Source organism: uncultured Bacillus sp., from assembly GCF_958411575.1.
GTDB lineage: Bacteria > Bacillota > Bacilli > Bacillales > Bacillaceae > Bacillus > Bacillus spizizenii.
Genome location: NZ_CATYRA010000010.1, coordinates 21,043 through 35,524, shown reverse-complemented (window position 1 = coordinate 35,524; position 14,482 = coordinate 21,043). Strand labels below are relative to the sequence as shown.

The 14,482-nt window shown below is 45.5% G+C and carries 14 protein-coding genes and 1 pseudogene; 8 read left to right on the top strand and 7 right to left on the bottom strand.

The annotated features are described in order from the left end of the window. Positions 1-19: 19 nt before the first annotated feature. Positions 20-568, bottom strand: coding sequence for a transcriptional regulator PadR (gene padR / locus Q5C82_RS16005; RefSeq protein ID WP_003223204.1), 549 nt, complete (start codon positions 566-568; stop codon positions 20-22). A 273-nt stretch (positions 569-841) separates the two neighbouring features. Here padR and estB point away from each other — a divergent pair, with 273 nt between their 5' ends. The 3 genes from estB (at position 842) to bstA (ending at position 3,451) form a co-directional block, all read left to right on the top strand. After that, positions 842-1,474, top strand: a complete 633-nt coding sequence (gene estB / locus Q5C82_RS16000; RefSeq protein ID WP_003223205.1) for an esterase EstB — start codon at positions 842-844, stop codon at positions 1,472-1,474. A gap of 218 nt (positions 1,475-1,692) precedes the next feature. Then, complete coding sequence (locus Q5C82_RS15995) at positions 1,693-2,781, top strand: acyltransferase family protein (protein ID WP_003223207.1); 1,089 nt, start codon at positions 1,693-1,695, stop codon at positions 2,779-2,781. Between the two features lie 133 nt (positions 2,782-2,914). Beyond that, positions 2,915-3,451: a bacillithiol transferase BstA gene (gene bstA, locus Q5C82_RS15990; protein WP_003223209.1), complete on the top strand. Its 537-nt coding sequence runs from the start codon at positions 2,915-2,917 to the stop codon at positions 3,449-3,451. Here bstA and Q5C82_RS15985 read toward each other — a convergent pair. Both Q5C82_RS15985 and Q5C82_RS15980 read right to left on the bottom strand, forming a co-directional pair. Next, positions 3,448-5,004, bottom strand: a complete 1,557-nt coding sequence (locus Q5C82_RS15985; RefSeq protein WP_003223212.1) for an MFS transporter — start codon at positions 5,002-5,004, stop codon at positions 3,448-3,450. The two genes, bstA and Q5C82_RS15985, sit on opposite strands and share 4 nt — an antisense overlap. A 111-nt stretch (positions 5,005-5,115) precedes the next feature. Further along, on the bottom strand, positions 5,116-5,598 hold the full coding sequence (locus Q5C82_RS15980) for a MarR family transcriptional regulator (RefSeq protein ID WP_003223214.1): 483 nt from the start codon (positions 5,596-5,598) through the stop codon (positions 5,116-5,118). Positions 5,599-5,770: 172 nt separating this feature from the next. On the opposite strand from Q5C82_RS15980, the gene mprF reads away from it, so the two are divergent. Beyond that, positions 5,771-8,341 carry a bifunctional lysylphosphatidylglycerol flippase/synthetase MprF gene (mprF, locus tag Q5C82_RS15975; RefSeq protein WP_003223215.1) on the top strand — a complete coding sequence of 857 codons (2,571 nt, stop codon included), beginning with the start codon at positions 5,771-5,773 and terminating at the stop codon, positions 8,339-8,341. Between the two features lie 17 nt (positions 8,342-8,358). On the opposite strand, the gene Q5C82_RS15970 is transcribed toward mprF, so the two are convergent. Further along, positions 8,359-9,336 (bottom strand): ABC transporter substrate-binding protein, encoded by a 978-nt coding sequence (locus tag Q5C82_RS15970; protein WP_003223217.1) that lies wholly within the window; start codon positions 9,334-9,336, stop codon positions 8,359-8,361. 130 nt (positions 9,337-9,466) lie between these two features. On the opposite strand from Q5C82_RS15970, the gene Q5C82_RS15965 reads away from it, so the two are divergent. The 4 genes and pseudogenes from Q5C82_RS15965 (at position 9,467) to Q5C82_RS15950 (ending at position 13,088) form a co-directional block, all read left to right on the top strand. After that, the gene (locus tag Q5C82_RS15965) at positions 9,467-10,468 is read left to right on the top strand and encodes an iron ABC transporter permease (protein WP_003223218.1); all 1,002 of its coding nucleotides are present in this window, start codon (positions 9,467-9,469) and stop codon (positions 10,466-10,468) included. Then, positions 10,465-11,496 carry an iron chelate uptake ABC transporter family permease subunit gene (locus Q5C82_RS15960; RefSeq protein WP_003223220.1) on the top strand — a complete coding sequence of 344 codons (1,032 nt, stop codon included), beginning with the start codon at positions 10,465-10,467 and terminating at the stop codon, positions 11,494-11,496. Before Q5C82_RS15965 ends, Q5C82_RS15960 begins: the two co-directional genes overlap by 4 nt. 113 nt (positions 11,497-11,609) lie before the next feature. Beyond that, positions 11,610-12,417 (top strand): annotated as a pseudogene (locus Q5C82_RS15955) (PhzF family phenazine biosynthesis isomerase). Positions 12,418-12,503: 86 nt separating this feature from the next. Continuing rightward, positions 12,504-13,088, top strand: coding sequence for a nitroreductase (locus Q5C82_RS15950; RefSeq protein WP_003223222.1), 585 nt, complete (start codon positions 12,504-12,506; stop codon positions 13,086-13,088). 38 nt (positions 13,089-13,126) lie between these two features. On the opposite strand, the gene Q5C82_RS15945 is transcribed toward Q5C82_RS15950, so the two are convergent. From Q5C82_RS15945 to Q5C82_RS15935, 3 genes are all read right to left on the bottom strand, one after another. After that, positions 13,127-13,318 carry a YfhD family protein gene (locus Q5C82_RS15945; protein WP_003223225.1) on the bottom strand — a complete coding sequence of 64 codons (192 nt, stop codon included), beginning with the start codon at positions 13,316-13,318 and terminating at the stop codon, positions 13,127-13,129. A gap of 66 nt (positions 13,319-13,384) precedes the next feature. Further along, complete coding sequence (locus Q5C82_RS15940) at positions 13,385-13,495, bottom strand: YfhE family protein (protein ID WP_003223230.1); 111 nt, start codon at positions 13,493-13,495, stop codon at positions 13,385-13,387. Positions 13,496-13,549: 54 nt separating this feature from the next. Beyond that, entirely contained in the window at positions 13,550-14,461 is a 912-nt protein-coding gene (locus Q5C82_RS15935) for a TIGR01777 family oxidoreductase (RefSeq protein WP_003223231.1), read from the bottom strand. Positions 14,462-14,482 lie beyond the last annotated feature (21 nt).

Below are 14,482 nucleotides of genomic sequence, written 5' to 3'. Positions count from 1 at the left end.
AGCCCGAAGGCCGCTCCCGCTAATCCTCATCTATCATAGCTAAAATCGATTCCAGCCAAGAAACGTAATTTTTCTCCCGCTCCAGCGCTTTCGTCAGCACGAGATAGTGGCCGAAGTCCGGTGAAGAAAACGACATCGGTTCCGCTGAAGCCATAAGCTTTTCATAGCTTCCCTGCAGATCAGACAGCTTGGCCTTGCGTTTCAGCAGTTGGTCTGTGAACAAATCAGAAGCTTCCTGCCGCGATAGAGATGAAATGAAATATGCCTTCAGCATAAATTCATCCTTCACCGTCTCCGGTATCGGCTGGTGGCGGATCAGCCAGTCATGCAGCTCCTGCTTACCGCTGTCTGTCAGGGTGTACATCTTTTTCTCCAGCTTTGTGCCTTGAATTGTTGTCCGGAATGTAATAAACCCTTCATCCGTCAGCTTTTTGAGCTCAGGATAAATCTGGCTGTGCTTGGCGCTCCAAAATTGGCCGAGTTCCTCTTTAAAATAACTTGTAATATCATATCCGCTCAATTCGCCTTTTCGCAAAAGCCCTAATATGGCGTATTTTAATACTCTCATGCTATCCTCCGTATCTATGGCTGTTTCGCAAAAAAAGATGAGCAAGTGCTCATCTGTGATCCTAACTGCCTATTCCCCTTATTATAGAAAAGGGAGAAAGGGAACACAACCTGTCTACCTGTGAAATTAAGATAAAAGGTATGTAATGATTTCGAAGGTGGCGGATTCATCGATAAGATTTTTAAATTTAATCTTCAGAAAAATTATTAACTATATTGATGTTTTATGTATAATAGGAAATTGGTGGTACAAACATTTTAAGGGGGAATGAATGTGAAAAAAGTATTTATGACATTCGCTATCTGTTTATCGCTGATTCTATCTGTTCTAGCCACTTCGCCATCTAGCGCAAAAGCTGAATCAGTACATAATCCTGTCGTTCTTGTTCATGGAATAAGTGGTGCCTCATACAATTTTTTCGCTATTAAAAACTACTTAGTTTCTCAAGGCTGGCAAAGCAACAAACTGTATGCAATTGATTTTTATGATAAAACAGGGAACAATCTAAATAACGGCCCGCAGCTCGCTTCATATGTTGACCGTGTTTTAAAAGAGACGGGGGCCAAAAAAGTAGATATTGTGGCTCATAGTATGGGAGGCGCCAACACGCTGTACTATATTAAATATTTGGGCGGGGGCAATAAGATTCAAAATGTCGTAACGCTTGGAGGGGCTAATGGTTTAGTGTCATCAAAGGCACTGCCGGGTACAGATCCAAACCAGAAAATCCTCTATACATCTATATACAGTCTAAATGATGAAATTGTAATCAATAGCTTGTCTCGGTTACAAGGAGCGAGAAACATCCAGCTTTATGGCATCGGCCATATTGGCCTGCTTTCGAATAGCCAAGTGAACGGCTATATCAAAGAAGGGCTGAATGGCGGAGGCCTCAATACAAATTAATATCTCCATAAAAAACCTGCCGTCTCCGTTACAGCAGGTTTTTTGGATTCTCTGAACAATCTCGTCTGAGAAAGATAAGCCAAAAAGTCAGAGGTTTTTATGGACTTAGTCAATAATACATACTCCAATTTATGACATCAGGCACTTTTTCAAATAAAGCAGACATGTTAAGGTACAACCATCGATTTCTAAAAATTTGAAATAAAAGGAGCGCTGTTATGCAAATTAAAGAAATTTTTATGATCCGCTGCATTTCGTGCTTAAGTGTCGTTTTGCTCCATATCATTTCAATGGTCCTGATGCTTCAGGCAGAAGCTCTCGCAAATATTTCTCACACCGTAGATTCTTTTCGCACACTCCTGATGTTTAGCACGCCTGCTTTCATTTTCATCTCTGAATTTTTGCTGGCCCGTTCTTATCCTGACAGGGTGCCGGACGGTTTTTTAAAGAAGCGGGGAAAAGTGATTTTCGTTCCTTTTTTATTTATCGCGGCCATCGATGCACTGCTGATGACAAGTGCGATGGGGGGAGAGGTAACCTTTCTCGCGTTTGTGCAAAAGTATCTAGCAAACGTATTGTTAGGAAACTTTATCGGATACTTCATTCTCGTCATCTTTCAATTTTACATTCTGCATATGATGTTTCATAAGTATTTGAAAAAAACATCGCCAAAATGGGTGCTGTCCATCTCATTTGTGGTGACAGCCGTTTATTTAAGCTATTTCTCAGCAGTCAGCCCGGCTCCTGCTTCAGAAGAGGGCGGGGCGTTTCCGTTCTTCTGGGTTCCGTTCGCAGGCTGGCTTTTCTACTTTTGTCTAGCCTACTATTGCGGAAAAGAGTACAAGCGCTTTTTAGCGCTGCTGAACCAATACCACTGGGTGGTATACGGCGCCGCAATTGCTTCTGGTGCGCTGGTTGTCATTGTTTCTTATGTCGGCGAAATCGGCATGATCAGCTCAAAACGGCCTGATATCATGCTGTACTCGACAAGCATGATTTTCCTGTGCTTTCACTTGTTTTCTAAAATAAAGCATGTGCCGAAAATCATGATGTTTATCAGCAACTATTCCTTTTCGATTTATCTGCTCCATGCTTATTTTATGATCATAGGCTACGTGCTGCTTTTAAATATGCCTGAAATACCTGCCGTACCGGCTGTTCTCCTGTTGTTTGCCGTGTGCACAGCCGGCCCGATCCTGACCTCATGGGCACTGAATAAATTCAAATATGGTTATTTATTTGTGGGGAAGATCTATCAGCCAAAACAGAAGAAAGTAACAGTAGAAGTGCGTGATCACGCAGGGTGAAAACAAGCGGCAGGAGAGAGGCTCCTGCCGTTGTTGTATGTTTTTTTACTGTAGAACTGATTAAATCATACAGCACGCACAATATTTTTTCTTGTAAAATAAAGGAGAAGATTGAAAAGAAGGGGGAACATACATGACAACAGCAAATCTAAGCTACCCAATAGGAGAATACAAGCCGAGGGAATCCATATCGAAGGAGCAAAAAGATGAATGGATTCAAGCGCTTGAAAAAGTGCCTGCCAAACTGAAGCAAGCCGTAGAAGGCATGACGGACAGCCAGCTGGACACACCATACCGGGACGGGGGATGGACCGTTCGGCAAGTTGTTCACCATCTGGCTGACAGTCATATGAACAGCTATATACGTTTTAAATTGAGCTTGACGGAAGAGACACCGGCCATCCGTCCATATAATGAAAAAGCGTGGTCTGAGCTAAAGGACTCGAAAACAGCAGATCCGAGCGGTTCACTCGCGCTTTTACAAGCGCTTCACGGGAGATGGACGGCTTTACTCCGCAGTCTAACGGAGCAGCAATTTCAGCGCGGATTTTACCATCCCGATACAAAGGAGATCATGACCCTAGAAAACGCGCTCGGGCTGTATGTCTGGCACTCACATCATCATATCGCCCATATTACGGAACTTTCCAAACGGATGGGGTGGTCTTAACGCTTTTGCCGGCGGAAAGCAGGAAGAGTGATAGCAGCGATCACCAGCAGTGAAATCACAGCAGCTGCTGCATATAAATGATCATAGCCGCTGGCGACACTCGCATGAATGGCATCGCTTATCGCGGTTTTAACTTCAGGCACGGGAATGCGTTCGATTTGTTCTTGTAAAGAAGAAACATCAGAACTGTCGATCTCCGGAATCATCTGCATCGCCTTTTCTGAATGCCCGCTGTCCGATAAGCGACTGCTGATCTCATCACCTATTTGATTAAATCCGGCTGTGATAAAACCTGCATAAAGAGTAGGCGCCAAGGTCAGGCCAATTTGCCTTACCAGTGAAAGCGTGCCGAGCGCTGTGCCCTTATTCGTTTTCGCTGCCTCTGATACAAGGACGTTCAGCGGCGCGCCTAACAGAAAGCCAAAACCGATCCCAGCTACCACACTTGCGACCACAAACTCCCATTTCTCCGTCACCCAGAGCGGAAATAAAGCAAATCCCGCACAAGAAATGATTCCCGAAAGAACAACCGTTTTCACCGGTCCTTTTTTGTCGGTGAGCGCTCCGCCAAGCCAAGCGCCGATGCCGGAAGCTAACGCAAGCGGTGTCATCCAATAGCCTGCTTTTGCGGCGGGGACACCCAAATACTGCTCAACATATGACGGGATAAAAATGACCGCCGCCAAGAGTCCCCCGGATAACAAACCGATGATAAGCGTGCGCTGAAATATGTGGTTCCGCAGCAGAGAATACGCCAAAATCGGATCGCCCCCCCGCATTTCAACCCTCTTTTCAAACGAGATAAGCGCTGCAAAACAGAGAATGCCAAATACAATACACCCATAAACCTCCGGGTCTCCCAAACTGTTTAAAAGATTTGCCGCGTCAAGATTCGTCATGCCGTACATCACAGCTAAAATCGACAGGGACAGAAGGAAGATTCCGGCCGTATCGAGGCGTTTAGCCTCAGGCGCTTTTGTTTCCGCAATAAAACATGCACCGAAAACAACCAATAGTACCGCAATCGGCAAATTAATTAAAAACAGCCAATGCCAAGAACCGGTCCAATCAAGCAGAAAGCTTCCGAAATTCGGCCCGAGCACAGCGGCCATCCCGTTCATCGCGCCAAGCAGCCCAAGTGCTTTTCCCTGTTTTTCCTTTGGAAGTGTAGCGAGAATGTGAGAGCTGCCGATAATGAAAATCCCGCCTCCCCCTAGCGCCTGAATCAGCCGTGAGATTAGAAAGAGCGGGAAGCTTTGGCTCAAAGCAACAAGCAAAGAACCAAGTCCGAACAGGCAAACCTCAATGAGAAAAAGTTTCTTTCTGCCGTAGCGGTCGGAAAGCTTTCCGACGATCGGCACACTGACGCTAAGGCCGAGCGTATAGAGGGTAATGCCCCATGACCCCCAGGAAGGAGAAACGGCAAACGACTCGTTTATCGTTGTTAAAGCAGCAGAAATAATTCCGTTATCCAGCGCAGCCATAAACACACCAATCGTAAACAGGCTGATCGCCCACTTTTGGCTTTTCTGCTCTGTCAATGCTTCAGACATATTCTTCAACTCCTTTTTAATTCACTTTAAATATATTATTCATTTTAAATGAACTAAATGTCAAATAAAAAAAGCCTGCCACCGCGCAGTTCGGGTGACAGACTTACAGATTTATTCTTTTTTCGCTTTCTCTAATGCTCTTGAAAGGATAGACAGCCCTTCGGAAACAGCCTGCTTTTCTTCAGGGGACAGCAGCTCCAATGAACGCTTTAATTTCAGGTGGCCCTTTTCATAAAGCCCCCGAAAAATATTTTTTGCATTCTCCGTCAACTGAACAACGACTGAACGGCGGTCCTCCTCAGAATGTGAGCGTTTGACAAAACCTGATTTCTCAAGACGGTCAAGCAGTCCTGTTGTATTGGACAGGGAAGCCCCCATTTTTTCTGCAATGTCGCTGACCTTCAGTGTTCCATGGTTGTTTAATAGCATCAGCACTTTCATTTGCGGCATGCTCATATCTAGCTTCATCCACTCGGACACATCACCGAGGCCGGCAGAGGTTAGTACTTTCATATAGAGCACCCATATTTCCCGTTCCTCAGATGAAAGAATGTCTTCGTTTAATACCGTTGTATCATGTAGATTGTATTCCATTTCATCACTTCCTCATCATTCACTCCTCTTACCATATTACTCGATTTTCACCTCTGAAAGAAAGTGAGCAGAAACCGCATGCGGGACTTTGTCCGAAAAATGACGGTAGTGTATAATGAGTTGGAGATTATTGGGGGGAGAAGATCGAACTAGATTATGATTGGAGAGACCATTGCTGATTAAAAAGAATGCTTTATCAATTTTAAAAATCGTTTTTCCTATTGCTGTTTTATTATTTGTTATTTATCAATCGAAAAAAGAACTGACAAATCTGTCATTCAAACGCACACTCATGGTCATCAACGGACTTGAGCGAACGGACTTATTCATCCTTGTATTGATCGGCTTGCTGGCTGTTGCGGCCATGTCGCTGTATGATTACGTCTTGAAATATTCACTGCGCCTATCAATCACAAACGGAAAGGTATTCAGGGTTTCCTGGATCGCCAATTCATTTAATAATGTTCTCGGATTCGGCGGATTAGCCGGAGTCGGGTTAAGAATGATGTTTTATAAAGAGCATACGAAAGACCATAAGGCGCTCGTCAAAGGAATCGCCTGGCTTACATCATCTATGCTGCTCGGGTTATCAGTTTTCAGCATATTCGTCGCCGCACGAGTGCTTCCAGTGGATGAAGTTATTAATGAAAAGCCTTGGCTGTGGGCAGTCGTTATCGGTTTCGCACTGATTTTGCCGGTATCTTTGGCAGTGGCTAAAATAAGAGGCCGTAAAGGTGGAGACGAAGAGAATGCGGACAAAGTGAAAAATCCAATTTTCGCTTATATCGGCGCTTCCGTTGCCGAATGGCTTATGGCTGGAATCGTCATCTATCTGTCATTGTTCGCTATGGGCATTCATGCTGATATCAGGTATGTGTTCGGAGTGTTCGTCATTGCGGCGATCGGAGGAATGATCAGCCTTGTGCCGGGCGGCTTCGGCTCGTTTGACCTATTGTTTTTGCTCGGGATGGAGCAGCTTGGCTATCATCAGGAGGCCATTGTTACTTCTATTGTTTTATACAGGCTCGTCTATTCATTTATCCCATTCGTTTTGGGACTGTTCTTTGCTGCCGGCGATCTGACCGAAAATACAATGAAACGGCTCGAAACGAACCCGCGTATCGCACCTGCAATTGAGACGACAAACGTTTTGCTTGTCGTACAGCGGGCGGTATTAGTGAAAATTTTGCAAGGCTCACTTTCGCTCATTGTGTTCGTTGCAGGCCTGATTGTTCTGGCTTCAGTATCCCTGCCGATTGACAGGCTGACCGTCATACCGCACATTCCGCGCCCGGCTCTTTTGCTGTTCAACGGCCTGTCCTTAAGCTCAGCGCTCATTCTGCTGATTTTGCCGATCGAGCTTTATAAACGGACAAAACGCTCCTATACGATGGCTATTACAGCGCTTGTCGGCGGCTTTGTATTCAGCTTTTTAAAAGGACTTAACATCAGTGCGATATTCGTGCTGCCGATGATTATCGTATTGCTAGTGCTTTTGAAAAAACAATTTGTTCGAGAACAGGCATCCTATACGCTGGGACAATTGATATTCGCTGCGGCGCTGTTTACCGTGGCACTCTTTAACTACAATCTGATCGCGGGCTTTATTTGGGACCGGATGAAGAAGGTGATGCGCCACGAATATTTCGTCCACAGCGATTCTCATATCACGCATGCGACGATCATGGCGATTATCATCGTGCCGCTGTTCTTCTTCATATTTACAATGGTATATCATAAGAAGACAAAACCAATCGGGGAAAAAGCTGATCCCGGACGCCTTGCTGCGTTTTTAAATGAAAAAGGCGGCAACGCGCTGAGCCATCTTGGCTATCTTGGAGATAAGCGGTTTTATTTTTCAAGTGACGGGAATGCACTTCTTCTGTTTGGAAAAATAGCCAGAAGGCTGGTCGTGCTCGGCGATCCGTCAGGCCAAAGAGAATCGTTCCCGCTTGTGCTGGAAGAATTTCTGAATGAAGCGCATCAGAAGGGATTCAGTGTTCTGTTCTATCAAATTGAACGAGAGGACATGGCGCTGTATCACGATTTTGGCTATAACTTCTTTAAGCTGGGCGAGGAAGCCTATGTGGATTTAAATACATTTACCCTGACAGGGAAGAAAAAAGCCGGCCTTCGGGCAATCAATAACCGATTTGAGCGGGAGGAATATACCTTCCATGTGGATCATCCCCCATTTTCTGATGCGTTTTTGAAGGAGCTGGAACAAATCTCAGATGAATGGCTCGGCTCGAAAAAGGAGAAGGGATTCTCGCTCGGATTTTTTGATCCCTCCTATTTACAGAAAGCGCCGATTGCCTACATGAAAAATGCAGAAGGAGAGATCGTTGCATTTGCAAATGTCATGCCGATGTATCAGGAAGGAGAAATATCGGTCGATCTGATGCGCTACCGCGACGATGCCCCGAATGGCATTATGGACGCATTATTCATCCGCATGTTTTTATGGGCGAAGGAGGAAGGCTGCACGTCGTTTAACATGGGAATGGCACCCTTGGCCAATGTCGGCACCGCCTTTACATCCTTCTGGTCAGAAAGATTTGCCGCTGTCATTTTTAATAATGTCAGATACATGTACAGCTTCAGCGGGCTCAGGGCCTTTAAAGAAAAATACAAACCGGAATGGCGCGGAAAATACTTGGCGTACCGGAAAAACAGATCTCTTTCCGTCACCATGTTCCTCGTCACGCGGCTGATCGGTAAAAGCAAAAAAGACTCCGTCTGACCAGACGGAGTCTTTTTTTATTTCGTTTTTAAGAAATAGGTTTCAATATCATCAAGCAGATAGTTTGCAGCTTTAATTCCGCCTGCGGTTGTCCATACGACGTCATCGACTTCATGGGCGTTACCGGACTTCACGGCCTTCAGGTTTTTCCATAGTGAACTGCTTGTCCACTGATTGGCCCATTTTTCATTTTCTTTTGCATTATCGGCTTTATACGTGAAATAAAAAAGCATGTCGGCATCCATATCAGGAATGGACTCTTTACTGTCTGTTGAGAATGTAAATTGGTCCTTCTGTTTCTTGAACAGCTCCACCTGTTTGTCAGGGCGTTTGAAGCCAAGCTGGTCTAAAATAATCCCAGAGAATGAGTCGGTATAATAGATTCTTGACTCGCCGGATAAGAAGCGTACGACAGAAACTGTTTTGTTAGTCTGATCGCCAAGCTTGTCTTTCAAATCAGAAACGCGTTTATCAAAATCGGCAATAACTTCCTTGCCTTTGTCCGCCTTATTTACCGCGTTGGCGTATAGAGTCAGATTATCCTTCCAGTTCCCGGCCAAAGATTCAGCAAAAACGGTCGGCGCAATCGCATTTAGCTGATCATAAATTTTTTCCTGGCGTACTTTGTTTCCAATAATCAAATCTGGCTTTAATTCTGCGATAGCTTCCACATTCGGTTCCGTTTCAAGACCGACGTTTTTAACACCTTTCATGTCATCTTTCAGGTAGTCATACCACGGGTCGCCCTTCCATGACTTTACGGCTCCGACCGGCTTAATACCAAGCGCTAAGAGCGCCTCTGTTCCTTCATTAGTTAAAACCACAATCCGTTTTGGATTGGCGGGAATGTTGTCTGATGTCCCCATTGCATGTTTAACCGCTCTGGTTTTGCTGCTTGACTCCTCGCTGTTGCTTGAACTTTCTGAACCATTACAGGCAGAAAGCACCATAACGACCATTAAAAATACGAATAGCATGCTGATATGCTTTTTCATCTTTTTCCTCCCGATATTGAAATTCATTATCATTTAGATCATAATAAGCAGTGTTAAGAGTGTCAATCCCTAATGAAGGATTATTCTCAAAAACAAAGATTACATAGTAAATAACTAGGAGAATTAGATCATGATCTGCAAAAAGGCATCTTCAAAATGGATTGTGTTAGTATGTCTGATTTTGATGTTACTGGCGGCTGTCTGCGCAAGCATCGTTTACGGCTATACAGGTACGTCTTGGGGACAGGTCTACCAGGCGTTTACTTCCTTCAACGGAACAAATGAGCATGTCATCATCAAAGACGTCAGACTTCCGCGTGCTTTGGTTGCCACAGTTGTCGGCGCCTCGCTTGCAGCTGCGGGCGCTCTCATGCAGGCGCTCACAAAAAATCCGCTTGCGTCACCAGGTATTTTCGGTATTAACGCCGGTGCCGGCTTTTTTATTGTGGCCGGATCATTTTTTTTGCATATCCAATCACCTCAGGCACTGGTATGGAGCTCGTTTCTCGGGGCAACATTTACGGCTGCGATCGTCTATGCCGCGGGCTCTCTGGGAAGGGAAGGGCTGACGCCAATCAAATTGACGCTGGCGGGAGCTGCCATGGCGGCCATGTTTTCTTCTCTGACACAAGGCTTGCTTTCTGTCAATGAACTCGAGCTTGCTCAAGTGCTTTTTTGGTTGACCGGCTCTGTGCAGGGCAGGAGTCTGGATCTGCTGATGACAATGCTCCCATATGCAGCCGCAGCGCTTATGATCAGCTTCTTTCTTGGCCAAAAAATCAATCTCCTCGTCATGGGAGAAGATGTGGCAAAAGGACTTGGCCAAAAAACGGGCCTGCTGAAATTTGTGATGGCACTTTGCGTTGTTTTGCTAGCCGGGTCTGCTGTCGCAATTGCCGGGCCGATTTCATTTATTGGCATCATTATTCCGCATTTTGCCCGATTTATCGTCGGCAATGATTATCGTTGGGTTCTGCCGTTTTCCGCTGTTTTGGGTGCGATTTTGCTTGTAGCTGCTGATATCGGGGCGCGATTTATCATTATGCCTCAGGAAGTTCCTGTCGGGGCCATGACAGCCATCATCGGTATGCCTGTGTTTGTGTACATCGCAAGAAGGGGTGCAAAACTATGAAACTTCGTTTTGGCGTTACTGCTGCTGAAAAGAAAGCATGGATCGTCTTTTTGGTTTTACTGGGATTAACAGCGGGCGTACTGGTGATAAGCGCCGGTCTCGGACAAAGGTTTATTCCTCCCTGGGATGTCGCAAAAACATTCTTTGGTGCAGGTTCAAAGCTGGATGAGCTGATGATCATGTCATTTCGTATGCCAAGAATTTTGACCGCTTTATGCGCCGGCGTCTGCCTGGCGGCGGCAGGCGCGATATTGCAGGGACTCGTCAGAAACCCTCTCGCATCTCCGGATATTATTGGAATAACGGGAGGAGCGGCGGTAGCAGTTGTGCTTTTGATGATGTTCTTCTCAGACCGCAGCAGTTCACTTACGATCAGCCTGTCATGGCTTCCGGCGGCCGCATTTATTGGGGCCTCAGCTGTTGGACTCATCGTTTATTTACTGGCATACAAAAATGGTGCCTCCACATTTCGGCTGGTGCTTATCGGGATCGGATTTTCAATGTCGGCGCAGGCTCTGACTACCCTGCTGATGATTAAAGGCCCAATTTACAGAGCGTCACAAGCCAATGTGTATATTACCGGGTCAGTTTATGGGTCAAACTGGCAGCATGTAAAAATAGCTATTATCTTATCTGTCATTCTCTTATTTACTTGTTTTATCGCGCTGAAAAATATGAATATACAGGTACTGGGCGAAGATATTGCGGCGGGTGCGGGAAGTGCCGTGCAGCGAAATCGTTTTTTCTTGCTCCTTTTGAGTACGGCTCTTACGGGCTGTGCGGTTTCGGTTGCCGGCACAGTCGGTTTTGTCGGGCTGATGGCGCCTCACATTGCAAGGCGCCTCGTCGGCTCGTCTTATGGCGCGCTGCTCCCGGCGTCGGCACTCATCGGGGCATTGCTCGTCTTAACAGCTGACATCGTCGGCAGAACCTTATTTGCTCCGGTGGAAGTGCCAGCTGGCGTCTTTACAGCGGCTATCGGTGCACCTTATTTTATTTATTTGCTCTATAAAACGAGAAACTCTTGATTGTTACTCCCATTTTCTAAAAAAAGAAAATGGGTTTTTCAGTAATGACTGAAAATTCATAATTATTTTTGCTATACTGACAGAGACATTGATAAAGAAAGGAAGGCAGACAAGTGATAGAAATAGAGGTATTAAAATATGAAGCATTTACAAGCAGTCCCGACAAAGGAAACCCCGCAGGTGTCGTATTGCAGGGAGACGATTATACTGAAGAAGAGATGCAGATCATAGCTGAGCGTGCCGGATATTCAGAAACCTCCTTTATCAGGAAAAGCGAGTCGGCTGATCTTGAACTCCGTTACTTTACCCCTGGACACGAAATGAATTTGTGCGGTCATGCAACAGTTGCTTCTCTTTACGCACTATGTGAAAAAGGGATGCTGGAGTGCGATAAAACGTACAGCATCCAGACAAAAGCCGGTATCCTGCCTGTGAAGGTTTCTGAAAAAGACGGCCGCATTGGGAATCACGGAAGAAGATTTTCATGAAGACCTTCCGATTGTGTTTGGCAGCACTGGCATATGGACAGCTATCATTCCGCTTGCATCATTAGAGGCCTCCAAAAAAATGGTGCCCGATAACAAACAATTTCCGGAAGTGTTAGTTGACCTGCCAAAGGCTTCAGTCCACCCGTTTACCTTTGAAACCGTTCATCCTGACAGCGACCTGCATGGACGCCACTTTTCATCCCCATATTCGGGAACGATAGAAGACCCTGTGACGGGCACAGCATCCGGTGTGATGGGGGCTTATATGAAACAGTACGGCAATACTGAGCAGCGTAAATTTATCATTGAACAAGGGCAGGAAATCGGGAAAGACGGAAAAGTGGAAATCGAAATAAACGAAGAAGGCGATCATGTGAAAGTGAACATGACAGGAACGGCAGTATACTCAGAAACCCGTATTCTTAAAATCTAATACAGGTGATGGTTTACAAAAAGATGCACTTTCCGTTATTATTATGAATGATAATCATTTTCAATTGCTTAGGAAGGTGAGACGATATGCCTCAATCCGAACAGATAAATCAACATTCAGCACTGCGGGACATCATACGCAGCAGAAGATCGATTCGAAAATTTAAACAAGAGCCAGTGCCTTCAGCAGTCATTCTTGACATGCTTGAAACGGCAAAATATGCGCCGAATCATAGAGTGACAGAGCCATGGAGATTTATTTACGTTTCCAGTGAAACAGGAAAAACAAACCTGATCAACACATTTGCAGCATTCTCTAAGAAATCCAAGCCGGATATGACAGAGGAAAAGCTTCAAAATTTCAAAAACACACTTGGAGGCGTCCCCGGGTTTCTGCTCGTCGTGTTTCAAGAAGATGAAAACGAAAGAGCGCGAGACGATGATTTTGCGGCAACCAGCTCATTGATCCAAAATCTTCAGCTTCTTGCCTGGGAAAAAGGAATCGGCATGGTTTGGAAAAGCGGAAAGATCCTTTACGACAAAGAAGTGCATCAAGCCTTCGGTTTACAGGATAATGAACGATTCGCCGCCATCATACAAACGGGCTATCCGGATGAAGCACCGGAAGTAAAAAAACGCACGCCGATCCGTGAACGGTTCACCGACATGTAAAAAACCCCCTGTCTCAAACGGAGACAAGGGGTTTTTTATTAACGATTTTTCTTTTTCGCTCTGCTGTCTGCTGCTTTTGCACGCTCTTGCGCTTCGCGGTCATCCGCATCAGCAAGCTCGCTTGAATATTCTTCGTAAACGCCGTCAGTTTCCCTTTTTAATGCGTCGGGAACTTGAGGAAGCTTTTGTTTGTTTTTATCACGGTTTTTGTGGATATGATTTCTGCCCATATCAAATTCCCCCTAAAAAGTGATATCAAACAAACATAGTATCTGGCATAAAGGGGCTATGTATTCCTATTTCCGCTTAGCAGCTTTTTCCGCTTTTTTAAACTCGCCTGAATAAAGAACTTCTTGCATTTTCTTCAGGTTGGCGCCTTGCTGATGCTTCTCCCTCTTCTTTTCCATAAAAAGGACCTCCTTCAACCATGTTATTCTTAAGGTTGACGCTTCCTTCCGTTTTTATACAGTCTTTCGGACCGTTATCAGCTGTGAGAGTGCAAATTCAAGGTCTGAATATGTAAAACGAAATCCAGAGATCATCGCTTTTTTAGGCAGAGCGCGCTGTCCTTTCACAATCAGAAGACTCATTTCACCCAATGCTTTTGATAAAAAGAATTTCGGGACAGGGAGCCAGTGCGGGCGGTGCTTCACCCGTGCAATCGTTTTTCCGAATTGTTTCATTTCCACGGGATTGGGCGCAGTGACATTCATTGGACCTGAGATTCCGGCGTTTTCCATCGCATATCGGATCATCTGGGCCGCGTCCTCGACGTGAATCCATGACAGCCACTGTCTGCCGGTTCCGATCGTTCCGCCGGCCAGAAGCTTATAGGGAAGAATCATGAGCGGGAGAGCGCCTTTTTCTCCAAGCATCACGCCAAATCTCGCATAAACCGTCCTGATGCCCATCGCCTCAATTTTCTGTCCTTCCTTTTCCCACAAATGCGCAGTATGGCTGAGAAAATCCTCATCTGACGTTACAGAATCCTCTGTAAAGGTTTTCTCGAGACTAGTGCCGTAAATACCCACGGCACTGGCTTGGATCAATGCCTTCGGTTTTTCCTTCTGTTTATGAATAAGCCGCTGGACTTCACGCGTCGCATTGATACGGCTGGAGAGAATGTGCTGCTTCGTTTTTCCTGTCCAGCGGCTAAAAATCGATTTTCCCGCAAGATTTACCCAAACATCAATATGAGGAAGTTCCTGCTCCGGCGCGGCTCCTTCCGTCAGCCATTGGACATATGTGATATTTTTTTGTTCAGTTTCCCTTGCGTTTCTTGATAAAATATAAACATGGTGTCCCTGTCGGGTAAGAACGCCCGTCAGATGCTGGCCGAGAAAACCGGTTCCGCCCGTCATTGCTATATTCATGAATATCTCTCCTCATCGTTC